Source organism: Paenibacillus sp. sgz302191 (assembly GCF_057749925.1).
In genome coordinates this window covers 176,085-200,641 of sequence record NZ_JBYLHY010000003.1, presented here as the reverse complement: position 1 = coordinate 200,641, position 24,557 = coordinate 176,085, and the positions used below count along the sequence as shown (strand labels likewise).

The following is a 24,557-nucleotide window of genomic DNA, read 5'->3' as shown; positions in this document are numbered from 1 at the left end:
AAATGAAATCCGGTTGACACACAAATTTGACTGGAAGCCGGGAGCTTGAAGTGTTACAGTTAAAGATAAGAACGTGAACAGCGATATACTGCCAGTTTTTCTGCAAGGAGGGTTTGACCGACGATGGATTGCTTTTTTCGATACGATGAGCGGCTGGGTATTGAAATCCCTGCGCTTGAGAGCGAGTGGGAGACCTATACGCCGGAGGAGCGCTCGCACATATTGCTTCGATGGGAGCAGATTCGAGGTTATATTCCTGACCGGATCCATAAGCTGGAGGCGGTCATTATTGTGAAGCAAAACAAGCTGGATCAGGAAGACGATTTTCCCGCATCCTGCCGGCTGAATTCGGAGATCGCGGAGCTAGCCAGCACGATCAACGATCTGCACCTCTGGTTCAGGGTCAATCAGGATCTGGAAACGAAAGTGCACTTGTAACGGCCAAAATGGCGGCGGACGATCGCCCGGGCGTGCCCATCTGCGGATTTATGTTTACCAAGCTCATGTTTGCCTATTTTGTTTGTGGAATTGGAAATATTTACCAATCATTTCCGCGAAGCAGGATTTGGCAAACTTCCTCTCATACAAGGCTGGTTCTAGGAAGGAGTAGCTTACATGCATAGCAAAAAAGCGGAAGAAGATTGGCTGGACTCGATTGCGAAGCCGTTGCTGGAGCATCTCCCATCTCTTTATCCGACAGAAATGTGGGATGCGGAGCTGGATACGCGTATTGAAGCGTTATTATTGGACAAAATTACCAAAGGACACATAGATAAGGATTCATACGCACCGGCGATCAAAGCCGGCCTTCATCTGCTGAATGAAAGTCTCGACAAATCGCACGATATTGCCCAGGAAATTACGAACGCTACCGGAAGCTACTGGCACGGCTTGATGCACCGTATGGAAGGCGATTACAGCAATGCGAAGTACTGGTTCAACGATGCCGGCCATCATCCTATTTTTACCCAGCTTACGAATTGTGTAAGGAATCATCTGGCTTTGAAAGATTTGGCGGAAATGGAAAATGAGGCGCTGCGAAGCAAGCTGGAAGTGCTCATTACGTCGCCGGTATGGAATCCGTATGTGTTCACCGACGCGGTCGAGCTTCAGGTGGCGCATGTGCAGAACCCGACTGTCGAAGATTGGCTAAGGCACATCCAGCGTTACGAAATGCAGCTGCTTCTGCAGTATGGCTATGAACAAATTTGTGGAGGAAGTTTGCTTGAAGCAATTGGACAGAAATAAGAGGAAAGTTCCGCAAGGGCCGTTCAAACTGATGACCAGGGTGTACAGGTACATCTTGCCCGAGGTGGAAGGCCAGCTCGCGATTTGGCGGCAAGCCGCCGGGCAAATTCCCGATCAGGAACTGCGTACTCAAGCTATGGCCAGCATTGCCGCCAAGCGGTTTCACTGTCAGGGCGGAGCCGTGTACGCTGCAGCCAACCTGCCGATGCGGCATATTTTAATTCCTTTAATTGTCGCTTTCCAGACGATCAGCGATTATTTGGACAATTTGTGCGACCGCAGCACATCGCTCGATCCCCAAGACTTCCGGCAGCTGCACCAGTCGATGCTGGATGCGATTGACCCGTCGGCGCCGCTTCACGACTACTATGCTTTCCGCAAGGAGAAAGAAGACGGGGGATACTTGTCCGAACTGGTCAAGACGTGCCAATCGTGCATTTGCCTGCTGCCTTCCTATTCGCTCGCCGCCGATCAGATTCGGCTGCTCGTCGGGCTGTATTGCGATTTGCAGGTGTACAAGCATATTCGCAAAGATCTTCGGGAATCCGAGCTGCTGGGCTGGTGGGACAAGCACCGGGCCGATTACGGACAATTGGACTGGAACGAATTTGCCGCCGCAACCGGATCTACGCTCGGCGTATTTATGTTTTTTCTGGCTGCCTGCGAGCCTCACTTGAAGCGGGAAGAGGTCGTACATATTCGCGAGGCGTACTTTCCTTATGTGTGCGGGCTGCACATTTTGCTCGATTATTTGATCGATCAGGAAGAGGATCTGGCAGGCGGGGACCTGAACTTCTGCAGCTATTACGCTTCGATGGACGCAACTGTGGAGCGCATTGCGTTCATTGCCCAGGAAGCGAGGGATAAAATTTTGTGCTTGGAACATCCGCGATTTCATCGTATGATAATTGAGGGCTTGCTTGCCCTCTATTTGTCTGATCCGAAGGTTAGGAGCCAGCGGCAAGTGCAACAAATATCCAGGCGTCTTATGAAAAATAGTCCGCTCACCCGGTTATTTTTCTGGCTAAATAGCATGTATATAAGAACGACATCATGAAAGATGGATAATTCGGAGGAGGAAAAGAAATGTCAGCAGTAAAATCGATAGCAGTATTAACAAGCGGAGGCGACTCACAGGGGATGAATGCGGCCGTTCGCGCCGTCGTCAGGAGCGCACTGTTCCACGGGCTCGATGTATATGCCGTCCAGCGCGGGTACAGCGGACTCATCAACGATGACATCCGCAAAATGGATTTGCGCAGTGTCGGCGACATTATCCAGCGCGGAGGAACGATATTGCAAACGGCCCGCTGCAAGGAGTTTTTGACGCTGGAAGGCCAACAGGTCGGCGCCGAAAACTTGCGCAAGCGGGGCATCGACGGTCTGGTGGTCATCGGCGGAGACGGTTCTTATCAAGGAGCGAACAAGCTCAGCAAGCTCGGCATCAAAACGATGGGGCTGCCCGGAACGATTGACAACGACATTCCGTTCACCGATTTCACGATCGGATTCGATACGGCTGTCAGCATCGTTGTTGACGCGATCAACAAGCTGCGCGACACGATGACTTCCCACGAGCGTTCTTCGGTCGTCGAGGTAATGGGCCGTCATTGCGGAGAGATCGCGCTGTATGCGGGTCTTGCCAGCGGAGCGGAGACGATTCTCGTTCCGGAAGTGCCATTCGACATCGATGAAGTGGCGAGCCGGATGAAGGAGAACTTCTCCCACGGCAAGCGCCACAGCATCATCCTCGTTGCGGAAGGTGCCGGAACTGGAGAAGGCATCGCCCGGCAAATTACGGACCGCAACGGTATCGAACCGCGCGTGACAGTGCTCGGTCATATTCAACGCGGCGGCACGCCTACGCATAACGACCGCATTTTGGCCAGCCAGCTCGGCGACTTTGCCGTCCGTAAGCTGATGGAAGGCGACTCGTCCAAAGCATGCGGCGTCATCAAGGGCGAACTGGTAGCGACGGACATCGATCTTGTAGTCAATACGAAACGGCAGTTTAATACGGAATTGTACGAGTTGGCTCAACGTTTGTCCCAATAAACGACTGACTAATAAGCAACAGCAAGCTTGAAAATAAGGCAGCGTTCCGCTATAATAATCTAATCATTTTTAAATCGACATTATGTCAATGAAGAGCTTCCAACTCGGAGACGCTCATGACCGGAACGGCAGCCGCATTCATGCCGTTCTCTAAATAAGCCGGTACCGCCCGTTATCGCGGAAACCAAGCGGATGACAGAACGCGATTCTGTTCATCAAGTTGGGTGGCACCGCGAGCAGAACGCTCCTCGTCCCAATCGGAGAGGAGCGTTCTTTGTCTTTTTTAGAAAAGGAGCGGTGTACATGACGGACATGAAATGGATTCGCAAACATCGGGAGGAATTGTCGGCTTCTGCGAAGCGCAGGGGAATGGACTTCCCGATCAAGCCTTTGCTTGCCCTGGATGACGAGCGGAGAGAGCTGCTCGTCCATGTGGAGGAGCTTCGCGCCAGGCGCAACAAGCTGTCGGCCGACATAGCGGGCTTGCTCGCCGGGAAGCAAACCGGGCCAGCTGAGCTCGCCAAGGCGCAGGTCAAGGAGCTGAACATAATTTTAGCCGGTTATGAGGCGAGAATGGGCAGCCTGGAGCAAGAGCTGCGGGATCGGCTGCTTACGGCGCCGAACGTCATATCCGCAGATACGCCGGATGGGGCATCCGATGCGGATAATACGGTCGTCAAAGTTGTCGGCAGTCTCCCGGCTTTTGATTTTGAACCGAAAGATCATGTCCGGCTTGGTGAGGAACTGGATCTGTTCGATATTCCCCGCGGTGTAAAGACGGCCGGTACGCGCAATTATTATTTGAAGGGGATGGGACTGTATTTGCACAGAGCCGTTCAGCAGCTGGCGCTGGATTATTTGGTGGACCGCGGGTACACGGTTATGGACGTTCCGTTGATGGTTCGCGAGGAGATGCTGGTGGGCACCGGCTTTTTCCCGGCGGGCAAAGATCAGACGTACGAGCTGAAGGATGAAAATAAATGGCTCGCAGGAACTTCGGAAGCTCCGCTCATTTCCTATTTTGCGGGGGAAGTGATCGACTTGTCCGGTGGACCGATTCGCCTGGCAGCAGTTTCCAATTGCTTTCGAAAGGAAGCCGGCTCGGCGGGCAAAGATGTCCGCGGTTTATACCGGGTTCATCAATTCGCCAAAGTGGAGCAGGTGGTGTTCTGCGAACATGATTTGGACGCCGCCGAAGAAATGTTGGCGCAATTGGTCGGGCACGCGGAAGAAATTCTGCGGCTGCTGGAGCTCCCTTACCGCATCGTGGCCGTATGCGCAGGGGATTTGGCGGCAAAAAATTATAAGCAATTCGATATCGAGACGTGGATGCCGAGCCGCCAACATTACGGAGAAACACATTCGGCCTCCAGCTTGTTTGACTATCAGGCAAGACGGAGTGGCATCCGTTACAGGGATCGCGACGGCGCGTTGCAGTACGCCTATACGCTCAACAATACGGCGGTGGCTTCGCCCCGCATTCTGATCCCGCTTATCGAGAATCATCAGCAGGCCGATGGCTCGCTGCATGTGCCCGAGGCGCTTAGGCCTTATATGAGAGGCGTCCGTCGCATCGCGAATCCCGGCAATATGAAATAATGCGCAAAAAACACCCTGAAAGCTTTAGCGAGCCGTTCAGGGTGTTTGATATTGGACGTTTAGTAATTAACGTCAGGCGTGTAGTTGTTATTGGCGTTCCACAGGAGGAATTCATCGACGCCGTTATCTTTAAGGGCGCGAATCTGTTCTTCCACCTCTTTTTTGCCGTATTTGATATGGCCCGGAACCCATGAAGCGGTAAAATCCTGAATCCATGGCCGGATGATCGGCTTCAGGCCGAGCTTGTCGATAGCTTCCAGCTTCTTGTTCGTATCGATGGAAGCGCCGTTGATGGTGGCGTAAGGCGCCGCGTCCGGAACCTTGCTTCCGAACCAGCCGGTGCTGTAATGGCTTGGATAAATCATCGGGCTGATGACATCGACATTTTGCGAAATTTTCTCGAAATCCTGGCCGATGCCTTCCGCTGCGGGAACGGAAGCCGCATAGCCGAATATGTCTACGGAAACTCTGACGCCTAACGGCTGCAGCTGTTCTTTGGCATACTTGACAAAGGATGCGACAGCTTCGATGCGCTGCCGGTCATCTTTCGTGTACTTGAGAGTATCAGCTCTTTTCTCAAAACCTTCCGGGAAGCGCACGTAATCGAATTGAATTTCTTTAAATCCGGCTTTCACGGCTTCCTTTGCAACGGCAATATTGTAATCCCATACTTCTTTCATGTAAGGATTGACAAAGCTGTCCGGCGGATTTTTGCCGTTGCCCCATAGCGTTCCGTCAGGATTGACGAAAGAAAGCTCCGGTTTTTTCTTGGCCAGCAAGGTGTCTTTGAAGACGACGATGCGTCCGATCGGATAAATGTTATGTTCGTTCAGGGTGCCCATCAGCTTCGGCATATCGGGAATAATCTTTTGCGTTGTGCCCATGGCATCCAGATCGGGATTGCCGGTTTCCCAGGTTATGTAGCCCCAATCATCTTTCAGATCAATGACGAGAGAATTTAGTTCGGTGTCATCCAACAATTTGACGAGCGTATTCAGGCGGCTGCCTCCGGCGCTGTGAGCGGTAGCGTAAATGCCTTTTACTTTCGGCGCGTTTTTTTGCGGATCTTGCTTGTTGACGGGAATTAAGGGATCGGTTCCTTGCTGCGGCGCGGTTTGAACGACAGCGTTCTTGGCATCAAGAGAAGCCTGAACCAGTTGTTCAAAGTCGGCATTCGGGTTTGCGGTTGCTACATTGCCCCAGAGCATCACTAGCGAAGCGAGTAAAATTTCCATGAAGAATAAGTCCTCTCCCATCTATCAATCTAGTTACTATTATAATGCAAGCAAGATTTTCCGCACAGAGGAAATTTGTAGAGCTTTGGAGAAACATGCGCTAAAAAAACAAAAACACCCGGATAGCAGAAAAGCCGGGTGTTTGTCTTTACTTTTGAACTTGTCCCGATTCGGGTTGCGATTGCGAATGCGATACTTCAGCGGGGTTGATCTCTTTGCGAGGCGGCTGCTCTTCTGAAGAGTTGCCGTTATTTCCGCTCGTTGCGTCTTTGAACTCCCGAAACATTTTACCGAAACCGCGACCGAGCTCAGGCAGCTTGTTAGGCCCGAACAGAAGCAGTGCTACAATTGCAATCAATATGACGTGCCATGGAGAAAAAGCACCCATGATAACACCTCCAAATTTCGTCTGATCCTATCATACCACGATCTTGCCGGAAACTATACACTTTATTTATTGCAAAAATCAAATTTTCTTCGAACATCCGCAGCACATTGCGCAAAAAAAGACGCCCCTTAGTGGTAAAAGGCGTCTTTGTGGTGTTCCGTAATGCTGAATTGAATAATTTCCATCACATCTTCCGCGTCGAGCGCCTCTAATCCGTACCGCAGTACGATCTCGGATTCCAGCTCATTGCTGGTGAGAAAGGGGTACAACTCGGGCGTTAATTTCATCACAATCCTGGACAACTTGACAGTCTCCACAAGCATCACCCTTCCAATCAGAAGATTAGAAAATGACTTACGCCTGAATCGTTGTGATCAAACCAGAACTATATGAAATTACAATTCATATTATAGCACGAAAATTGCGTTTGTAGATAGAGGCTGCTTTCACAATGGTTTCAAAAAACTACCCGGGTTTGCGGAATTCTCCAAGAACGCCGACCGTTTCAACGATGTTGACAAAAGCTTTCGGATCGGTTTCCTTGACGATCCGTTTCAGTTCAACCAGCTCGTAGCGCGTCGTGACCGTCATCAGCATGTCGTGCTGCTTATGGGTATAAGCGCCTTCGGTTTTAATCAGTGTAACGCCCCGCGCCAGCAGCAGCAGCCGTTTGAGAAGCTCTTCCTTTCGCATCGTGACGATAAAGGCAGTTACTTTAACGTACCGGATATGTATGGTATCGACGACTTTGCCGCTGATATAAATGGCGAGCATCGAATACAGCGCAAGATCCCAGTCCTGCTTCAAATAACCGAGCACAACGATGACAAGACCGTTCAGGCAGGAGATGACCGCACCGAGCGGAAAATCAAATCTGCGGGTCAAAATAGAGCCGATAATATCGAAGCCGCCGGTGGATCCGCCGGTTCTCATCGTGATGCCGCTGCCGATTCCGATCAGCACGCCTCCGAACACAGCGCCGAGAATCGGCGCTTGCACCATTGAGCTCGTCGGCACGGCCTGCATCATTAAGGTCGTCATAATGACGGAGATGACGCTGATTGCAATGAATCTTTTGCCGATCGCGAGCAGCCCCCAAATGATAAGTGGCATATTAAACAGCAGGTATAACATCCCGATATTCCAGTGCGTCACATATCCGACCAGCATCGCTACCCCGGATACGCCGCCGCTCAGCAGTTGGTGAGGGATGAGAAACAGGTTAAAGCCCGCGGCGATCAGCAGCGCGCTGAGCAGGATGACGATAGCGTCGAACGCTTTTTTCAAAACAACCACCTCTACGATAGTATGCGGCATCAAGCAAGTATCATTCATTGCGCAAAAAAAGCCGCGTCTCAGAATAGAGACGCAGCTTTGGTACATGAATCAACGCCTTTTGAAAGAGCCTGAACGCGTGCTTGTGCTCGGCTTGCTGCCGGAAGGCTTCGTTACCTTGTTTTGAGTCGAGCCGTCGTTCTTGCGCGACGTAGAGCTGCTGCCGCTGTTCTCCCCGCCCGGGTTCACTCCGGACGTGCTTCCCGAAGAACCCGTACCCGTTTTGAAGCTCCCGGTCCGGTCTGACGTCGTCGGCTGCTTCGCTTTCGAATTATCCGTTGTCGGCGGATTCGCCGTCGTGCCGCCTCCCGAGCTGTACGTCGGGGTCCGGGTATACCCGCGGTAATCGTAATCGCGGTGGCTGTTAAACCAGCCGCCGCCCATTACCGACTGCAGCAGCGCCGCCGTCAAAAAGCCCTGAAGAAACGAGGAGTCATAATGCTCCTTGGCGTATTGAACCGAGTCGACTTCAACCAGCGTGTTGTTGCTGTCCTTCGGGTCTTTTTGCACGTTAATCACTTTATCGTTATAGAGCAGGAACATCTGATCTTCGGATTCCTTGCTCTTTTCTTTCGGGGTCTCTTGAGCGGCCAGTTCGGCTGCGACTGCGGGAACGTTCTTGCCTTCCACCGAGTAAACCTTCTGCAGATTGCTTCCCTTACCGTCCGCACTTACAAGAGGATATTGGTCTTTCACGTATTTTCCTGCGTCTCCACAGGCAGTCAGAAGAGATATGATAAGCACAAATGCGACCCATGCCGTCCACTTTTTCATACCGGTATCCCTCCCTTCCGAATAGTTAAACCGCGCCTCGGCAATATCAAGGCGTCGATTTTAAGAACTTGATCTGATTGCCCGGAGTGCGTTCGCCTTCCATGGCGACGAATTTGCCGTCCTGCCACTGCAGGAAGAAAAAGCGGTTGTCAGGTCCGAAATAGCGCCAGAACATGACGTCGTCGCCGCTCCGGAAATCGGTGCTTCCTTCCGTCCGGGACACATCGCCGCGGTAATGTTCAAGCTCAAAGACGGCATCTCCGTCAAGTTCCAGACGGGAAGGCACATCGTTCGGATCGTCGAGCGCGCCCTCGATAAAGCTGCAAATAAAGCAATCGTAAGTGCGGCCTTTTTCCACGATCAGGCATTGAATGTTTTTGCCGCTTTGCAAATAGTATGCGTAGCGGTGAGGCGCAAATCCACGGTCAAAGTAAACAACTTTTCCAGAAATTACGTACTCTTCGAGATCTACATTAACAATATCGCCGACGCGCGCGTCTTCGAGGGGATTCGCTGACGCGGCAGGCGCCGGTTCTTGTTTTTGGCTTCGTAAAATGTTGCTCACTCGTTTAAATATGGACATAAGAAAACGCTCCTCTTAATCGTATAGGTTCTTATATGTTATACGTTTAGGGTATGCGTTAGGTTTCGTTAACATCAGCAAAGATCCTCTGGAAATATTCTTGCAATCTGTGATATAATATTCGAGATATTCTTAAGGGCGGCCGGTTGGATCATGGATGATGTGAATCGAAAGTGTATTCCACTTAAAACTATAGACACGGATAGGAAGTCGTACTTAAGGGTAAAAAAGAAACAAGGCATTCGCCTGCCCTGTACAAAAGGAGATTGAATGTATTGAAAACATTTCAAGAATTTGGATTAGAGCCAAAAATTTTGCGCGCAATTACCGAAATGGGCTTTGAAGAGTCCACCCCGATTCAGGAAAAAACGATTCCACTCGCAATGGAAGGCCGCGATTTAATCGGTCAAGCACAGACCGGAACGGGCAAAACGGCCGCTTTCGGCATTCCGCTTGTCAACAAAATCAACATCACGGAAGAGCGCATTTCCGCATTGATCATGTGCCCTACAAGGGAGCTTGCGATCCAGGTTGCCGAAGAGATCGAAAAGCTGGGAAGATTCAAAGGAATCCGATCTTTGCCGATTTACGGCGGACAGGATATCGTCAAGCAAATCCGGGCGCTGAAGAAAAAACCGCAAATTATTATCGGAACGCCTGGACGCCTGCTCGATCATATCAACCGCAAAACGATCAAGCTTGACGACGTGAGAACGGTCATTCTGGACGAAGCGGATGAAATGCTCGACATGGGCTTTATGGAAGATATCCAATCCATTTTGAGCCTGGTGCCGGATGAGCGTCATACCATGCTGTTCTCCGCAACGATGCCTGCTAACATTCAGAAGCTTGCGCAGCAGTTCCTGAACAACCCTGAGCATGTATCCGTGATTCCAAAACAAGTCAGCGCGCCGCTTATCGATCAAGCCTACATCGAATTGCACGAAAAGCAAAAATTCGAAGCGCTTAGCCGTTTGCTCGATATGGAAGCGCCGGAGCTGGCGATTATTTTCGGAAGAACCAAACGCAGAGTCGACGAACTCGCCGAAGCGCTGCAAAAAAGAGGCTACGCGGCAGAAGGTTTGCACGGCGACTTGTCCCAAAACCAACGCGACAACGTCATGAGAAAATTCCGCGACGGCAGCATCGATGTCCTCGTTGCTACGGACGTGGCAGCACGGGGCCTGGACGTATCCGGAGTTACGCATGTCGTTAACTTTGACCTTCCGCAAGATCCGGAAAGCTACGTTCACCGTATCGGCCGTACCGGACGGGCAGGTAAAGAAGGTACTGCATGGACTTTCGTAACACCTAGAGAAATCGACCATCTTCATTTTATCGAGAAAGTAACTCGTCATAAAATTAGCAAAAAGCCGCTTCCAAGCTTGGCTGACGCAATCGAAGGCAAGCAAAAAATGACGGCCGAGCGCATTCTTGACATTATGCAAAATGAAGGTCATTCCGAATTCAAAGGTTTGGCAATTCAAATGCTGGAGCAATACGACTCCGTCAATCTGCTTGCCGCAGCCATGAAGCTTCTGACAGGCGAGAAGAAAGAAGTGGATATCGAGCTTACGCCGGAAGAACCGATTCGCGCAAGAAAGAAAAAATTCGACGTGCGCAGCTCGGGCAGACGCGTTGGCGGCGGCGGATATGGTTCCGGCGACCGCAGAAACGACCGTCAAGGCGGCGGCTACGGTTCCAACTCGCGTTATCCGCGTAAAGACGGCGGCCGGGATTACGGCTCCAGAGACGGCGGACGCGATTATCGCGACAACGGTGAAGGACGCAGTTCTTCGGGCCGCGGACGCGACTACAACAACAGCGGAAACCGCGATCGTTCCAAAACTCCGCGCAAAAACGAGGAAACTCTCGTTAACAACTAATTTTTAATACGATAACAAAGGAAGGCGAAGATCATTCATAGATCCTCGCCTTTTACATAATTGAAGGAAAATTGAGTTTGCCTGGTGATTAGAGCAAATATCTTTGACAATACTATAATATGTCATAAAGCCTAGTGGGACTAAACGGCTACCTATGCACACGAAAATAGGCTATAATGGTATCATTACAACCGCTAAGGAGGGCGCAGTTTTGGAGTTTAGAGGAGTTATGGGTGGTTTGTACAGAATAACAGAATGGATCATGCGGCTATCGGTGATCAACATACTCTGGATTTTGTGCTCTGTGCCGGTTTTCTTTTTTGGATTTATGGGGTTGATCAGTCAATCTCCGGATGCATTGTTTTCCACTCTTCCCATAATAGCTATTTTGGCACCGTTTACTTTATTTCCTGCTACGGCTGCAATGTTCACTGTGGCCCGGAAATGGGTTACCGGGGAAGAGGATGTACCTCTACTAAAAACATTTTTCCGCGGCTATAAAGAAAACTATGTGCAAAGCATGGTTGGCGGAATTATTTTTATTATCGTTATCGCGATCATTATCGTGAACTACCGCTTTTACATCACACAAGGCAGTTCGCTTCGGCTGCTGTCCGTTCTGTTCATTGCCTTCTCGGTAGTGATCGCCATCGCGATTTTCAATTTCTTTTCAATTATGGTGCATCTTCACATGAAAGTGCTGCAAATCGTGAAGAACTCCATTCTGATTTCGATCGGCAGCCCGATCAATTCCATTGTGCTGATCCTGTGCAACGGAGCTATCTTGTATATTTGCTTAACGAAGATGAACTTTTTCCTTGTCGTATTTTTTATGGGCAGCGTTATGGCGACCTTCTCTTTTTGGCAGTTTAACCGCAGCTTTACGAAGCTGCAAATGAAGCAGCAGGAGCTGGAGGAAAAAGAGCAGCAAAATCAGGAGCAGATTGAGAATGAAGAGGGACCGGAAGCCCTTTCAAATACGGCAGCGGAAGAAATGCATAATCCTGACAAAAATGAGAAGACTAAATAGTAAACCTACCAGTTGAAAAACCGCGGGTACGGGACTATAATAAGAACTACAAAAGAATCCTGCGATGTACGTCTCGGTTTTAAGTTGTTTTGAACCAATGACTGTTTCTAGGGAGACCTATATAGAAGCGCGGCTGTCATGCCCTCGAAAAGGGACTTCAAAAACGATTCTGCGGTCACCCACCTGCGAGAGCGGGTTTGAAACGCCAAAACCGGACGGCATATGCGGGTTTTTTTTGTGCCTATATATTATGAAAAATGGTGGTGGAGAACAGTGAAATTGTTTATCGACACAGCAAACGTAAGTGAAATCAGACAAGCCTTTGAACTTGGCGTCATTTCAGGGATTACGACAAACCCATCGCTCGTAGCAAAAGAAGGAAGAGATTTCTTTGAAACGCTCAAAGAAATCATCGGAATTGTAGGCAATATCCCGATCAGCGCGGAAGTCGTATCGCTTGAAGCGCCTGAGATGGTCGAGCAGGGGAAAAAGCTTGCTGCATTAGGCGAAGGCATCGTCATTAAAGTTCCGATGACAGCGGAAGGCCTGAAAGCAACCAAGATCTTCACAAGCCTGGGAATCAAGACAAACGTGACACTCATTTTCTCCTCTACGCAAGCATTGCTGGCTGCACGTGCAGGCGCCACCTACGTTTCGCCGTTTATCGGCCGGCTTGATGATATCAACCAGATCGGAATGAATCTGATTCAAGAAATCAGCCAAATTTTCCAGGTACATAAAATCGAATCCCAAATCATTTCTGCAAGCGTCCGCCACTCCGCACACGTCATTGAAGCAGCACTGCTCGCAGCGGACATCGCGACAGTGCCTTACAAAATCATCGAGAGCATGATGAAGCATCCGCTGACAGATGCAGGAATCGAGAAGTTCACGGCAGACTGGGCAAAAGCGAACCAGAAAGAATTTTAAACGAGAACGTAAAAAGGACCATCTCCAGCTTGTTTCCGGAGATAGTCCTTTTTCTTTTCATTTGGTCCATTTGTCTTTTAGTTCTTGTGGAATTTCTGGGGAGTTTGCTGTCCAACTCAAAGGGCCAGCCAAAGGTACGATCATAGCTACAGCTGCGACTACGAGAGAGATTGCGCCTAACGCGAGTTTTTTCATATATTTGTCCTCCTTTCCACGAGTTTAAATAACTTATCAAATAAAGGAGTGATAGAAATAGCATGATAAATAAAAGTAGCATTAACAAGAGGAGTTGGAAAAAATATGCTTAATAAAATGAGAACTATTGCAATCCACTTTAAATGTTTAATTTTTTCTTGAGAAAATTTGAAAAATACGACAACATTTTTGGGAGCATATAGATATACTGAAATTAGAGCGATCAAAGATAGTGCACATTTCAAAGTGAAACTGGAAATTTCTATATGTGATAAGGATATCATGACAACAGACGAATAAATCATGCATAAAACAACAGATTTAAAGTGCAAGCTTCCAATAAACATCTTGATGATTATTGTAGAAGCAATAACAATAAGTGCTTGCTTGAAATGACCCGTAAAACTACAAACAATTAAAGTCACCATAAAGCTGACAATAATGTTAGCCAGCACCTGAAAAACAAAAACAATTACTTCTCTGGAAGGCGACTGAGGATTGTTTTTTACAGAATAATCGGCAATTTGATAAATCCATTTGTTCACTATATCCATGTAGTATTTCCGTTTCTGTTGTATTTGTCTTTTAACAATTTTTTATTGAATTTGTAAGAATAGAAGACAATAAAAAATATACATATCAACAGGCAAATTGCAATGATAAAATGGAAGATTCCTATATCTATAGTATACAAATATGTAGTAAACACAGCTACCATTAGTGACGCTAGCATACAAGAAGAAACAATAAAAAATAATTTGTTCAGAGGCGGATTGCTGTATATGTTCGGAATCAGAAATCCGAACTTTTTACGGCTAAGAAAAAATGAAGCTGAGTAAAGCGCAGCTGCGGCAGAGAAAAGAACTACATTTCTGGTGAGCTCGGTTATTTCATGTAAATTTACGGTTGTAATCAAATTACCGATCATAAATCCGACTAGCTCTAGGCCAACGCCCAAAAGACCTGAAATAATACCGATCAGCATGCTGAACCATATTGATATTTGAAAAAATACAACCAATGATATGACCCATAAAAATAGCGTGAACATGAATGTGATTAGTGCATTGTGCCAATATGTAGAGAAATAAGCAGATTCTACAGCAAGAAAAAGTGAAATAATGACATGCTTCAATCTTTTATTCTTTTCAATCGGCAATCTAAATAAAACATCTGCGAACGATAGACCCGCCAAAAATTCGATAAAGGAAAACAAGATATTTATCGCAAAATTCATAATGGCACCCACCGTCATTTCAATATTTGATTTTGTTTTATTAAGTTTCGATGCTTCAAATAACTATTTTTCTTTGCTAAACGTGTGCCTTAATATACGAATTAGTAATATAGTACTAATATACTACAAATTACGACAAAAATCGACTAATTTTAATACCATATTGTTTACATACGCGAAGATATGTTCAATATGAAAATTAAATTCAGTACGAAATGGCCTAACAGTGAAGGTATGATAGAATTTGTTTTTTTGTATATATGGCAGAAAATGACGCCGATCATGAAATAAAGCATAAAACCTTGCCAATCATTATGAAGCATGCCAAAAAGTAATGAACTGACAGAAGAACCAATGTAGAAATTCGTTCTTTTGGAGAGTTGGCCAAATATAATTTTTCGAAAAACAACTTCCTCGACAATTGGCGCATTTAGCAGCATATGTACAGACATTATCGGGTATTGAAGCATAAGTTGATGGGGGACAGATATTTGTGTGCTTGTTATAAACAAATTAAATGCAATTTCTAATGTCAGTGGGATTAAAATGCCTATTTGTATCCACTTGCCTAAGGAATTTTTCGAAAAAACTTCTTTAATGCTCAGATTTACATATTCATTACGCAAAAGGTACATAGTTAATGTAAGCGTCAACAACGGAACATATACGACCATAAACTTGTTTAAAGTGAAGTAGGTAGGTACGGTTGCGCATATGTAAACAATTAAAATAATAAGGTAATTTCTTTTTCCGTCCTGTACCATCTAGTTCTCCTTAATTTTACGAGTGTATCTATTAATAGTACATGAAACAAGACAATTGTAAAAGAAGATTTAGTAAAAAAAGCCCTTGCTCAAATTAGGCAAGGGCTGTGATATTCTTATTGCTGAACCAAGTCACTTAATTGATGGAAAGTGCTTTTCAAAGTTCCGTATAAGCTGCGGTATATTTGGTAGTAAGTTTCGTATTGCCGGTGGTTTTCGGCGTTTGGTTCGACGCGGTCGACGATTTGGATCCATTTGTCGCAAAGGGATGTGATGTCTTCGTTGAGCACGCCGGATGCGGCCATGATGGCGGCGCCGTAAGCCGGTCCGTCGGTCGAATTAACGGTGACGACGGGGATGCCGAAGATGTCGGCGATCATTTGGCGCCAGAAAGGGCTTCTTGCGCCTCCGCCGTTCACGCGAAGCTCGGTCACTTCAATACCGGACTCCTTAATAAGCTGCATGGAATCCAACAGCCCGAAGGTAATGCCTTCGAGAAGGGCGCGGGTCAGGTGGGCTTTGCCGTGCCGCATGTTGAGACCGATAAAGCCGCCGCGCGCTTTCGGATCGGGATGCGGTGTGCGCTCCCCGGACAAGTAGGGCAGGAAAATCAGCCCTTCGCTCCCAAGGGGAGCGGTCGCTGCCTCGGACGTCAAAATTTCATAGACGTCCTTGCCTTCCTGCTGCGCCCGTTCGAGTTCCTCGTGCGCAAAATGATTGCGCCACCACTGGAACGAGCCCCCGGCGGCGAGCATAACGCCCATGCGGTGCCATTTGCCCGGCACGCCGTGGCAGAACGAATGAAGCCGGTACGCTTCATCGGCTTGATAGGTGTCGTCGTGTACGAAGACGACACCGGAAGTGCCGAGCGCCACGGACGCGATGCCTTGGCGCACGACGCCGACGCCGACGGCGCCGCAGGCCTGATCGCCGCCGCCGGCGACGATCGGCGTGCCAGCGGCCAGCCCGGTCAGGCTGGCTGCCTCCGGCAGCAGCCGGCCGGCTACGTCGCCGGACTCAAAGAGCGGCGGCAGCCATTCCAGCGGAATGGCGAGCGGCTCGGCCACGGTCTGCGACCAGCGGCGGCCGGCCACGTCCAGCAGCAGCGTGCCGCTGGCGTCGGCGACGTCCATGCCGTACTCGCCCGTCAGGCGCAGCCGGACGTAGTCCTTCGGCAGCAGCAGGTGCCGCACGCGCGCGTAATGCTCCGGCTCATGCTGCCGGAGCCAAATGACTTTGGGCGCTGTAAAGCCGGTCAGCGCCCGGTTCCCGGTGAGGCGGCCAAGCTCGTCTTTGCCGACCGCCTCTTCGATATAAGCGCACTGCTCCGCCGTGCGCTGGTCGCACCACAGCAGCGCAGGCCGGATGACCTGCTGCGCTTCGTCAAGGAACACCGACCCGTGCATCTGGCCGGAGAAGCCGATTCCGGCCACCTCGCTGCCGGGGATGCCGGTCTTGTCCAGCAAGGCACGGATGCCCTGCACCGTGCCGTTCCACCAATCTTCCGGATGCTGCTCGGCCCATCCCGGATGAGGCTGCTGCAGCGGATATTCGACGCTGTGGCTCGCGATAACCCGGCCGGAGTCATCGACAAGAATGCATTTAACCGCGGAAGTTCCCAAATCCAACCCTAAAAAATACGGCATAGCCAATACCTCCTGGAAAAGCGTGCAGTCATGTTCAATTGCACGACCTTTGTTTGTTTAGTGAATATACAAAGATAACTGGTATAGTATATTCGCACTTTTCATCAGAAATCCTTCTTTTTGAAAGAAGGAAATTGCCGCTCGCACATCAACACAGTTCCTTTCATATGATCGTATTGAGCTTCATTGCTGAGATCGCCTTTGTCGAGATCAATAATGTTTCCATAGGGAAACTTTTTTTCGCATTCACATAAGTTTTTGCCTGTAGCATAAATTGAAAATGTGTAGTATAATGACCATAGAAAGTTTCCCGGGGACAACATTATTGGTCGAGAGAAAGAAGGGATTCAACATGGAAGTGGCTTACAAAACTGAAAAACAGGAGTCAAGCGGATGGAAACGACATTCACCTATGCCGAGTTTGCCTGAAGTGCACCAAAGCTTGGCAGTGCCGAAAAAGGCCGGCTTCTTTCGTAAGCTGCTTGCTTTCATAGGACCGGGCTATCTTGTGGCCGTCGGATACATGGACCCCGGCAACTGGGCAACCGATTTGGCCGGCGGATCGCAGTTCGGCTACACGCTGCTTTCGGTCATTTTAATATCGAACTTGATGGCGATTTTGCTGCAGGCTTTATCCAGCCGTCTGGGCATTGTAACGGGCAGGGATTTGGCGCAAGCATGCCGGGATCATTATAGCAAACCTGTTTCATTCGTTCTTTGGATTTTATGCGAATTGGCTATTGCAGCCTGCGATTTGGCCGAAGTGATCGGCGCGGCGATCGCCCTGAACTTATTGTTCGGCATCCCGCTCGTATACGGCGTAATTATTACTGCCGTTGATGTTTTGATCGTACTTATGCTCCAGAAAAAGGGCTTCCGTTATATTGAAGCGATGGTCATCAGTCTGATGGCTGTCATCACGATCTGCTTTGTATTTGAAATGATTTTCTCAAAACCCGAGTTTCAAGCCGTCGCCGCAGGTTTTATCCCGACAACCGAGATCGTGACGAATCCTGCGATGCTGTACATCGCGCTCGGCATTCTTGGCGCAACCGTGATGCCGCATAATTTGTACCTGCACTCCTCCATTGTCCAAACCCGTGACTACGAACGGACTGTGGAAGGAAAGCGCTCGGCCATTCGTTTTGCAACGATTGATTCGACGGTTGCTCTCATGCTCGCTTTGTTCGTGAATGCCGCTATACTCATTTTGTCCGCCGCGGCGTTTCATTCGGCCGGCCAAGAAGTAGCGGAAATTCAAGACGCTTATAAGCTGTTGGGCCCGATGCTTGGAACAGGCGCCGCCAGCATTTTGTTCGGAGTCGCGCTGCTCGCTTCAGGGCAAAACTCTACCTTGACCGGTACGCTAGCCGGACAAATTGTGATGGAAGGCTTCCTGAATATTCGGCTAACCCCATGGCTGCGCCGCTTGATTACGCGCATGATCGCGATCGTACCCGCCGTTATTGTGATCGCCATTTCCGGCGAAAAAGGCGCTACCGATTTGCTCGTTCTTAGCCAGGTTATTCTTTCTTTGCAGCTGTCGTTTGCCGTCATCCCGCTTGTCAAATTTACTTCCGACCTCAAGAAAATGGGCGAACTCGTCATTCCGGTGTGGATGCGCGTGCTCAGTTGGTTCGTAGCCATTGTGATAGCAGGGCTAAATGCTTATCTGCTTTACAGAACTTTTTTCGGATAATCGCATATTATAGAAATCGGGCAAGGGTGTTTGCATCCTTGCTTTTTTCATTTGCTTTTCATTTTTCCTCTTTTGCTTGGGCTTAATCAGTGGTAAGATAGTGGTTAGTGTAGAAATGGCAAGCGGTCTATACACTTCATTGAAGGGGGAGCAGGCTTTTGCTAAAGAGAACTTTAATTGGGTTGGTTCGCAGCCACGAAACGACCGGAGAGAGAGCCAGAGATCCATTGCTCAAAACAAGGTATTACAAGCTGCCCAAAGATCAGGTTTGGGATGAAATTACCGCAATGCTCAAGAAAACGCCAGGATACAAGCTGCTGCATGAAGTGAAAAATGTCGGTGAGATCGTCGCTGAACGAAGAACGATGCTCGGCAGGACGCAGGATGTTACGCTGACCCTGTTTGCCATTAACCCGGTTAAAACCGCTGTTGATATTTATTCCGCCTCCCGCGGCTCTATGGGAGATCTCGGTTCGAACTATCGTACGATACTTGATATTTACAAACAATTGGACCGGAAGCTCGCTTCATATAAAATTGACGGTTAATAAAAACAGCAGGGAAGCTTGGCCTCCTTGCTGTTTTTATTTATTTCGTATGTTGAAATTAGAGAAGTTTTTTCACAGCGTCGATAGCTGCTTCATAGTTAGGGTGAGCTGTCATTTCGCTCAAGTATTCTACATATTGAACCGTGTCGTTAGCGTCGATGACGAAAATGGAACGCATATCAAGCTGCAATTCCTTGATCAGTACGCCGTAAGCTTCGCCGAACGATTTGGATTTGTAGTCGGACAGGGTTACTACTTTATCTACACCTGCCGCTCCGCACCAGCGGGATTGGGCAAATGGCAGGTCAACGCTGACTGTAAGAATGATAACATTGTCGCCAAGGTTCGCTGCTTCTTCGTTGAAACGGCGGGTTTGCGCGTCGCAAACGCCTGTATCCAATGATGGAACAACGCTGATCAGTTTCACTTTGCCGGCATAATCCGCGAGGGAAACTTGTGTCATCAGATCTTTGTTGACTATGAAGTCAGGCGCTTTGTCGCCTGCTTTGACTTCCGGTCCGATCAATGTAATCGGATTGCTTTTAAAGGTAGCCACACCTGTACGTTCTTGTGCCATGATTACTGTTTCCTCCTTTATTTTCCATGCCAAGTATCAACTATTTCATTATAAGCTTTTTGAAGTTAGGTTGTCCAATCGGTTTTATAAGGCTATAATTAAAGCCGAGTATGCGAACGGAACGTGCAGTGAATGCTGCCATTACATTTGGGGGAAGCAAAATCGTGGAGCTAAGACAACTGCAATATTTTGTGAAAGTTGCCAGAAAACAGCACGTTACCCAGGCCGCTGAGGAGTTGCACGTGGCGCAGTCTGCCGTCAGCCGGCAAATTCATTTGCTTGAGCAGGAACTGGGTGTAAGTTTGTTCGTACAAAAAGGCCGCAATCTGCATCTGACTTCCGTAGGTCAGTTGTTTCTGAGCAGAGTTGAAGGCATTTTGACCGATTTGGAGCGCGCTGTCGGGGAAATTCACGAATTTCTCGATCCTGAAGCGGGGGAAATCCGCATCGGCTTTCCGCACAGCCTGGTTATCAATTTGCTGCCGTCGGTCATCGCGGCTTTTAAAAAGGATCATCCGAACGTGAAGTTCAGGCTGCGCCAGGGCACTTATAACAGCCTGATTCGCGATGTGACGAAGGGCGAGCTGGATCTTGCTTTTATTTCACCTTTCCCGGAAACGCACGAGCTGGTAACAGGTGAAATTTTGCTGACGGAGGAGCTTTACGCCATTTTGCCGGCCAACCATATTTTGTCGGAATATAACTCGATTCGGCTGGAGCAGTTGAAGGACGAATCGTTCGTCATGTTCAAGGAAGAGTACACGCTAAGGTCGATTGTAATGGAAGCGTGCCTGAAAGCCGGTTTTACGCCGAAAATCGATTTTGAAGGGGAAGAGACGGACACGATTCGCGGTCTTGTCGCTGCAGGCATGGGCGTCAGCTTGCTGCCGGCCATGGCGCTGGTCGAAGGCGGAGCGCTCCAGCCGGCGAAAATCCGCGTTACGGACCCGCAGGTCACCCGGACGGTCGGTTTAATAAAGCGCAGCGGGGAAAAGCTGCCGCTTGTCGCCGATGTGTTCAGCCGGTTTCTGAACGAGTATTTTCAGATCAAGAAATAATAAAGCGCTACCCTATTGAGAGCGCTAGCATGCCCCCAAAGGCGTCTCCGTAACCACCGTATTTGTGGGGAGGCGTCTTTTTTTGGCGACAAAATATGACTGTGCTGCGACAGAAAACCTGCGAAAACTCTCAAGACGCCGTGGACGTCACCCCGCATAAATGAAAATAATCAGGCCTGCTGTGTTTATTTTCGTATAAAGGTGTAGCATTCCCCAATTGGAATGGGGCTGAGTCTATGTATTAGCGGAAAAACCTGCGTAGTCCAGGCTGTTGAGAAAACGCAACGCTGGAGAGGCACATCTCTATTAACGCGTAGAACACCCGCAAGAATGAGATTACTAAAGTGACGGGGTAGAGGAATCGGAAGAGGCGCAGCCGCTGTTCTCCGACCCACCTTTCCTGCTGCATGGGTTGCGGGAGCTGAAGTGGGGGGATAGGGCGGCTTGGTAAGGAAAAAACTGCGAAAGTGCAGGTTTTTTCGTGAAAATGGTTCATTCGGGCGAAAAGCCTGCGATTGTGCAGGAATTTTCAATGAAAATGGATCTGAGCCCATGTTCGCCGCGAAAAGCCTGCACATTTGCAGGAATATGTCGTGGGTAGCGTATCCATCGAGCAAAAACTGTACTTTTGCAGGTTTTTTCGTGCAAACAGGTGGAATGTACGACCGGCTCTGACGTGGGGGGGCTGGGCAGTCTCACATGTGCAAAAATGTTTCGCTACGGGCGCTCTTTATACGAAAATGGAACGTAGTAGACCTGTTTATTTGCCTACTGTCGGGGTGGTGCTTAGACGTCATGGGGAGTCTTACAGGATTTCTTCGTGTGCTGCCAAACTGGTGGGCTCAGCTCCAGCGGCGGAGTCACAAAAAAAGGACGAAGCAGCTGTAACTTTTGCTTCGTCCTTTTTTGTTAATCGTCATTGCTGCGGCTGTTGAATATCATATGTACTTGAGCAGCTCCAGCACGGAGATCAGGGCTGCGGCTACGTAGGTGAGCGCCGCGGCGTTCAGTACTTTGGCTACGCCGCGTTCTTCCTCGTTGGAGATGAATCCTTCGGCAACCATCAGTTCGCGGGCTCGCGAGCTTGCATTGAACTCGACGGGCAAAGTAACCAACTGGAAGGCTACGGCTGCCGCGAAGAACAAAATGCCGATTCCCAGAAGCCAAGGAATCTGCTGGAAGAAGAATCCGGCGAGGATCAGGATTGGCGCAACTCCGGAAGCGAAGTTGACGACAGGGAACATCTGATGTCTCATGACGAGCATCGGGTAGTGGACTTTGTGCTGAATCGCATGGCCGACTTCATGGCAGGCGACGGAAACGGCCGAGATCGAGCTTTCGTAGTAAACGGGCTCCGACAGCCGAACTACTCTGGCGATCGGGTCGTAATGGTCGGTGAGCGTTCCCTGAACCGCTTCTACGGGCACGTCGTAGAGTCCGTTGGCATCGAGCATCCTTCTGGCGGCTTGAGCGCCGGTCATTCCGGAATATACGGGAACTTCCGACCACTTGTTGAACGTCCCCCTTACGCGAAACGAAGCCCACAAGGAAAGTCCGAATGCAATTATAATGAGAAAATCCATCGGGTGAAAAAACATACGCATTCCTCCATATTCAATTATGAGAATGGATTTTTGCCCAGCAGGATCACAAGCGCTTCAATGCAGGCAGCAGTTGGCTGCGTTAAGATTTTATAAAGTTTTTTCAGCTGATTCGGTTTGAGCTGCTGAATGATCGGTCCGAGTTCTTTGGCTTCCTTGGCGACTTGCTCCAAATGAAGTTGCATCGATGTAAGCTTATCTCTCACCGTATCGTCCTGAGACACTTTATTCAATTGCTGCAAGCTCGCTTTGATTTCCTCAAGGCTGTACTTCTCGCTCTTCATCTTTTCAATACGTTTGAGCAAGTTCAAAGTTTCATCGCTGTATAGTCGATAATTCGTATCCGATCTTGTTTCAGGTTCGATCAATCCCAGCTTGGTGTAGTAATCGATGGTCCGGGGACTGACATTGGCCAGTCTTGCTAATTCTCCGATTTTATAGAGCTTATTTCCCACTATCAATCACCTCTGCTCCACGTTTTCTTCGAAATTACCATATAGAAATATGATACCTGATTGCAAACCATACAGTCAAACGTAATGCTTCAGTTCATCAAATATACAAAACTGCACAGCTTGTTCGATACATTCCCTAACATTGATTTTTATATATTATGGTAAAACACGAATTATGAATGTCAGATGTGAGGTTATTTTTCGTTTTTTTTGTTTTTTTAAAGAAAATCCTATTGTCAAACCGTATCTTCCTGTATATAATGACATTAAGAATTTCATTATATGTTATTTAATCTAACATTAAAGGAAGTGGTCGTGTGGTTAAGAAGTTTTTGTTAGCTTTTGGCATCATGGCATTGTTGTTCCCTACTCTGGCATTTGCGGAAGATCCGACTACTCCTCAACTGCAAAGTGCGGTGAACGCAGTTTGGGTTATGCTGGCAGCTATTCTGGTTATCTTCATGCAAGCGGGCTTTGCGCTTCTTGAAGCAGGTTCGACTCGAATGAAGAATGCGGGGCATGTCGCCGGCAAAACGATTTTGACCTTCGGCATTTGCGCGATCGCCTTCTGGGCCGTAGGGTTCGGTCTTGCCTTTGGCGACGGCAACGCCTTCTTCGGAGAAACGGGATTTTTCGTTTCCGGGTTGGAAGATCAAGCGAAAGCGGCGTTCGGCTCGCTGGCAGCTGTCGATGTTCCGGTATCGATTAAGTTCCTGTTTCAATTAGCTTTTGCAGGCGTATCTTTGGCGATCGCTTGGGGCGGTTTTGCCGAAAGAGCGAAGCTTTCCGTTTACTTCATCTTTAGTATCCTGTTTACGATCGTCATTTATCCGATTGTCGCTCACTGGGTATGGGGCGGCGGCTGGTTGGCCCAACTTGGCATGCAGGATTTTGCAGGTTCGACGGTCGTCCATCTTCAAGGCGCGACTGCCGCTCTTGTCGCCACGATCTTGCTGAAACCTCGTATTGGTAAATATAATAAAGATAAAACGGTCAATTTGATTCCAGGCCATAACCAAGTTTTGTCCGTACTCGGCGTTATTATTCTCTGGATCGGCTGGTTTGGATTCAATGCAGGAAGTACTGTAAGCGCAATGGGCGACGGCTTTTTCGGCTATGTAGCGCTGACTACGAATATGGCTGCCGCGGCAGGCGGTGTCGCAGCCTTGGTTATCTCCTGGATGTACTTCGGAAAAGCCGACATTCCAAGCATGTTGAACGGTGTTCTTGCAGCGCTTGTAGCGATTACGGCTGCTTGTGCCTACGTTGATACTTGGGCAGCTATCGTAATTGGCGCCTTGTCCGGTATTATTACTTTCTTCACGTCTCAATGGTTTGAAAAATTAGGCATCGACGATCCGATCTTCGCATTCTCCGTACACGGTATCGCAGGTATTTGGGGAACGCTGTCCACAGGCTTGTTCGCTACGCCGGAACTGGCTGCTAAAGCTGCGGTCGGCGGACCCGGATTGTTCTATGGCGGCGGATTCCACCAATTGGGAGTTCAAGCGCTCGGCGTGTTCGGCGCATTCATATTCGTTCTCGTACTTTCCTTCATTATTCTGGGTATCGTGAAAGCCACTGTAGGCCTCCGCGTAACGGAAGAAGAAGAAATCATCGGTCTGGACTTGTCGGAACACGGTTCCTACGGCTATCCGGAGCAAATGAAAAAAGCGAACCAAAGCGGTGTTTCCGTATAAAAAGAACGATTACT

General features: G+C 48.8%; 25 protein-coding genes, 1 other RNA gene and 1 pseudogene. 13 read left to right on the top strand and 14 right to left on the bottom strand.

What is annotated here, in order from left to right; translation table 11 throughout:
- The first annotated feature begins 123 nt into the window (after window positions 1–123).
- From AC3G2T_RS05775 to serS, 5 genes are all read left to right on the top strand, one after another.
- Window positions 124–438: a hypothetical protein gene (locus AC3G2T_RS05775; protein ID WP_474679450.1), complete on the top strand. Its 315-nt coding sequence runs from the start codon at window positions 124–126 to the stop codon at window positions 436–438.
- A 177-nt stretch (window positions 439–615) separates the two neighbouring features.
- Complete coding sequence (locus AC3G2T_RS05770; RefSeq protein WP_474679449.1) at window positions 616–1,248, top strand: hypothetical protein; 633 nt, start codon at window positions 616–618, stop codon at window positions 1,246–1,248.
- 31 nt (window positions 1,249–1,279) lie between these two features.
- On the top strand, window positions 1,280–2,305 hold the full coding sequence (locus tag AC3G2T_RS05765; RefSeq protein ID WP_474679843.1) for a tetraprenyl-beta-curcumene synthase family protein: 1,026 nt from the start codon (window positions 1,280–1,282) through the stop codon (window positions 2,303–2,305).
- 29 nt (window positions 2,306–2,334) lie between these two features.
- A complete protein-coding gene (gene pfkA, locus AC3G2T_RS05760) occupies window positions 2,335–3,303 on the top strand; it encodes a 6-phosphofructokinase (RefSeq protein WP_474679448.1) in 969 nt (322 codons plus the stop codon).
- A gap of 303 nt (window positions 3,304–3,606) precedes the next feature.
- Complete coding sequence (gene serS, locus AC3G2T_RS05755; protein ID WP_488434835.1) at window positions 3,607–4,902, top strand: serine--tRNA ligase; 1,296 nt, start codon at window positions 3,607–3,609, stop codon at window positions 4,900–4,902.
- 59 nt (window positions 4,903–4,961) lie between these two features.
- Here the strand turns inward: serS and AC3G2T_RS05750 are convergent, their stop codons facing one another.
- From AC3G2T_RS05750 to AC3G2T_RS05725, 6 genes are all read right to left on the bottom strand, one after another.
- Window positions 4,962–6,137 (bottom strand): putative glycoside hydrolase, encoded by a 1,176-nt coding sequence (locus AC3G2T_RS05750; RefSeq protein ID WP_488434834.1) that lies wholly within the window; start codon window positions 6,135–6,137, stop codon window positions 4,962–4,964.
- Window positions 6,138–6,285: 148 nt separating this feature from the next.
- Window positions 6,286–6,525, bottom strand: a complete 240-nt coding sequence (locus AC3G2T_RS05745; protein ID WP_474679445.1) for a Sec-independent protein translocase subunit TatA/TatB — start codon at window positions 6,523–6,525, stop codon at window positions 6,286–6,288.
- 128 nt (window positions 6,526–6,653) lie between these two features.
- Window positions 6,654–6,848, bottom strand: a complete 195-nt coding sequence (locus AC3G2T_RS05740; protein WP_474679444.1) for a hypothetical protein — start codon at window positions 6,846–6,848, stop codon at window positions 6,654–6,656.
- Window positions 6,849–6,990: 142 nt separating this feature from the next.
- Window positions 6,991–7,842 (bottom strand): YitT family protein, encoded by an 852-nt coding sequence (locus AC3G2T_RS05735; protein WP_488434833.1) that lies wholly within the window; start codon window positions 7,840–7,842, stop codon window positions 6,991–6,993.
- Between the two features lie 69 nt (window positions 7,843–7,911).
- Window positions 7,912–8,634, bottom strand: coding sequence for a DUF4247 domain-containing protein (locus AC3G2T_RS05730; protein ID WP_488434832.1), 723 nt, complete (start codon window positions 8,632–8,634; stop codon window positions 7,912–7,914).
- Between the two features lie 46 nt (window positions 8,635–8,680).
- The gene (locus AC3G2T_RS05725) at window positions 8,681–9,217 is read right to left on the bottom strand and encodes a DUF4178 domain-containing protein (protein WP_474679441.1); all 537 of its coding nucleotides are present in this window, start codon (window positions 9,215–9,217) and stop codon (window positions 8,681–8,683) included.
- Window positions 9,218–9,492: 275 nt separating this feature from the next.
- Between AC3G2T_RS05725 and cshA the strand changes: the two genes are divergently transcribed.
- The 4 genes from cshA to fsa all read left to right on the top strand — a co-directional run bounded on the left by cshA (window position 9,493) and on the right by fsa (window position 13,063).
- Window positions 9,493–11,103, top strand: coding sequence for a degradosome RNA helicase CshA (cshA, locus tag AC3G2T_RS05720; protein WP_474679440.1), 1,611 nt, complete (start codon window positions 9,493–9,495; stop codon window positions 11,101–11,103).
- 229 nt (window positions 11,104–11,332) lie between these two features.
- Window positions 11,333–12,133 (top strand): YesL family protein, encoded by an 801-nt coding sequence (locus AC3G2T_RS05715; RefSeq protein WP_488434968.1) that lies wholly within the window; start codon window positions 11,333–11,335, stop codon window positions 12,131–12,133.
- A 53-nt stretch (window positions 12,134–12,186) separates the two neighbouring features.
- Window positions 12,187–12,368, top strand: a non-coding RNA gene (gene ssrS / locus AC3G2T_RS05710) — 6S RNA.
- Between the two features lie 38 nt (window positions 12,369–12,406).
- A complete protein-coding gene (gene fsa, locus AC3G2T_RS05705) occupies window positions 12,407–13,063 on the top strand; it encodes a fructose-6-phosphate aldolase (RefSeq protein WP_488434831.1) in 657 nt (218 codons plus the stop codon).
- A gap of 57 nt (window positions 13,064–13,120) precedes the next feature.
- Here fsa and AC3G2T_RS05700 read toward each other — a convergent pair whose 3' ends face one another.
- From AC3G2T_RS05700 to xylB, 5 genes are all read right to left on the bottom strand, one after another.
- The gene (locus tag AC3G2T_RS05700) at window positions 13,121–13,258 is read right to left on the bottom strand and encodes a hypothetical protein (RefSeq protein WP_474679438.1); all 138 of its coding nucleotides are present in this window, start codon (window positions 13,256–13,258) and stop codon (window positions 13,121–13,123) included.
- The gene (locus AC3G2T_RS05695; RefSeq protein ID WP_488434830.1) at window positions 13,255–13,812 is read right to left on the bottom strand and encodes an accessory gene regulator B family protein; all 558 of its coding nucleotides are present in this window, start codon (window positions 13,810–13,812) and stop codon (window positions 13,255–13,257) included. The genes AC3G2T_RS05700 and AC3G2T_RS05695 overlap by 4 nt, the downstream gene beginning before the upstream one ends.
- Window positions 13,803–14,495, bottom strand: coding sequence for a hypothetical protein (locus AC3G2T_RS05690; protein WP_474679436.1), 693 nt, complete (start codon window positions 14,493–14,495; stop codon window positions 13,803–13,805). Before AC3G2T_RS05690 ends, AC3G2T_RS05695 begins: the two co-directional genes overlap by 10 nt.
- 167 nt (window positions 14,496–14,662) lie before the next feature.
- On the bottom strand, window positions 14,663–14,947 hold the full coding sequence (locus AC3G2T_RS05685) for a CPBP family intramembrane glutamic endopeptidase (protein WP_474679841.1): 285 nt from the start codon (window positions 14,945–14,947) through the stop codon (window positions 14,663–14,665).
- A gap of 428 nt (window positions 14,948–15,375) precedes the next feature.
- Window positions 15,376–16,905 carry a xylulokinase gene (gene xylB, locus AC3G2T_RS05680; RefSeq protein ID WP_488434829.1) on the bottom strand — a complete coding sequence of 510 codons (1,530 nt, stop codon included), beginning with the start codon at window positions 16,903–16,905 and terminating at the stop codon, window positions 15,376–15,378.
- 352 nt (window positions 16,906–17,257) lie between these two features.
- Here xylB and AC3G2T_RS05675 point away from each other — a divergent pair, with 352 nt between their 5' ends.
- Both AC3G2T_RS05675 and AC3G2T_RS05670 read left to right on the top strand, forming a co-directional pair.
- Window positions 17,258–18,604, top strand: coding sequence for an Nramp family divalent metal transporter (locus AC3G2T_RS05675; protein ID WP_488434828.1), 1,347 nt, complete (start codon window positions 17,258–17,260; stop codon window positions 18,602–18,604).
- Window positions 18,605–18,762: 158 nt separating this feature from the next.
- Entirely contained in the window at window positions 18,763–19,152 is a 390-nt protein-coding gene (locus tag AC3G2T_RS05670) for a DUF1499 domain-containing protein (protein ID WP_474679433.1), read from the top strand.
- A gap of 58 nt (window positions 19,153–19,210) precedes the next feature.
- Here AC3G2T_RS05670 and tpx read toward each other — a convergent pair whose 3' ends face one another.
- A complete protein-coding gene (tpx, locus tag AC3G2T_RS05665) occupies window positions 19,211–19,729 on the bottom strand; it encodes a thiol peroxidase (RefSeq protein ID WP_488434827.1) in 519 nt (172 codons plus the stop codon).
- Window positions 19,730–19,893: 164 nt separating this feature from the next.
- Between tpx and gltC the strand changes: the two genes are divergently transcribed.
- Window positions 19,894–20,787: a glutamate biosynthesis transcriptional regulator GltC gene (gene gltC, locus AC3G2T_RS05660; protein WP_474679431.1), complete on the top strand. Its 894-nt coding sequence runs from the start codon at window positions 19,894–19,896 to the stop codon at window positions 20,785–20,787.
- Window positions 20,788–21,696: 909 nt separating this feature from the next.
- On the opposite strand, the pseudogene AC3G2T_RS05655 reads toward gltC, so the two are convergent.
- Both AC3G2T_RS05655 and AC3G2T_RS05650 read right to left on the bottom strand, forming a co-directional pair.
- A pseudogene (locus AC3G2T_RS05655) lies at window positions 21,697–22,385 on the bottom strand (zinc metallopeptidase).
- A 20-nt stretch (window positions 22,386–22,405) separates the two neighbouring features.
- Window positions 22,406–22,846: a MerR family transcriptional regulator gene (locus AC3G2T_RS05650; protein ID WP_474679840.1), complete on the bottom strand. Its 441-nt coding sequence runs from the start codon at window positions 22,844–22,846 to the stop codon at window positions 22,406–22,408.
- A 347-nt stretch (window positions 22,847–23,193) separates the two neighbouring features.
- On the opposite strand from AC3G2T_RS05650, the gene AC3G2T_RS05645 reads away from it, so the two are divergent.
- Complete coding sequence (locus AC3G2T_RS05645) at window positions 23,194–24,543, top strand: ammonium transporter (protein WP_474679839.1); 1,350 nt, start codon at window positions 23,194–23,196, stop codon at window positions 24,541–24,543.
- Window positions 24,544–24,557: the final 14 nt, after the last annotated feature.

Coding starts and splice junctions, on each gene's coding strand:
- AC3G2T_RS05700 (WP_474679438.1), bottom strand. CDS start 13,258: ATGAAAAAACTCGCGTTAGGCGCAATCTCTCTCGTAGTCGCAGCTGTA.
- AC3G2T_RS05715 (WP_488434968.1), top strand. CDS start 11,333: ATGGGTGGTTTGTACAGAATAACAGAATGGATCATGCGGCTATCGGTG.
- pfkA (WP_474679448.1), top strand. CDS start 2,335: ATGTCAGCAGTAAAATCGATAGCAGTATTAACAAGCGGAGGCGACTCA.
- AC3G2T_RS05725 (WP_474679441.1), bottom strand. CDS start 9,217: ATGTCCATATTTAAACGAGTGAGCAACATTTTACGAAGCCAAAAACAA.
- AC3G2T_RS05750 (WP_488434834.1), bottom strand. CDS start 6,137: ATGGAAATTTTACTCGCTTCGCTAGTGATGCTCTGGGGCAATGTAGCA.
- AC3G2T_RS05645 (WP_474679839.1), top strand. CDS start 23,194: ATGGCATTGTTGTTCCCTACTCTGGCATTTGCGGAAGATCCGACTACT.
- tpx (WP_488434827.1), bottom strand. CDS start 19,729: ATGGCACAAGAACGTACAGGTGTGGCTACCTTTAAAAGCAATCCGATT.
- AC3G2T_RS05675 (WP_488434828.1), top strand. CDS start 17,258: ATGGAAGTGGCTTACAAAACTGAAAAACAGGAGTCAAGCGGATGGAAA.
- AC3G2T_RS05695 (WP_488434830.1), bottom strand. CDS start 13,812: ATGGATATAGTGAACAAATGGATTTATCAAATTGCCGATTATTCTGTA.
- serS (WP_488434835.1), top strand. CDS start 3,607: ATGACGGACATGAAATGGATTCGCAAACATCGGGAGGAATTGTCGGCT.
- AC3G2T_RS05775 (WP_474679450.1), top strand. CDS start 124: ATGGATTGCTTTTTTCGATACGATGAGCGGCTGGGTATTGAAATCCCT.
- AC3G2T_RS05735 (WP_488434833.1), bottom strand. CDS start 7,842: ATGCCGCATACTATCGTAGAGGTGGTTGTTTTGAAAAAAGCGTTCGAC.
- AC3G2T_RS05690 (WP_474679436.1), bottom strand. CDS start 14,495: ATGAATTTTGCGATAAATATCTTGTTTTCCTTTATCGAATTTTTGGCG.
- AC3G2T_RS05730 (WP_488434832.1), bottom strand. CDS start 8,634: ATGAAAAAGTGGACGGCATGGGTCGCATTTGTGCTTATCATATCTCTT.
- xylB (WP_488434829.1), bottom strand. CDS start 16,905: ATGCCGTATTTTTTAGGGTTGGATTTGGGAACTTCCGCGGTTAAATGC.
- AC3G2T_RS05740 (WP_474679444.1), bottom strand. CDS start 6,848: ATGCTTGTGGAGACTGTCAAGTTGTCCAGGATTGTGATGAAATTAACG.
- AC3G2T_RS05745 (WP_474679445.1), bottom strand. CDS start 6,525: ATGGGTGCTTTTTCTCCATGGCACGTCATATTGATTGCAATTGTAGCA.
- AC3G2T_RS05765 (WP_474679843.1), top strand. CDS start 1,280: ATGACCAGGGTGTACAGGTACATCTTGCCCGAGGTGGAAGGCCAGCTC.
- AC3G2T_RS05685 (WP_474679841.1), bottom strand. CDS start 14,947: ATGTCTGTACATATGCTGCTAAATGCGCCAATTGTCGAGGAAGTTGTT.
- AC3G2T_RS05770 (WP_474679449.1), top strand. CDS start 616: ATGCATAGCAAAAAAGCGGAAGAAGATTGGCTGGACTCGATTGCGAAG.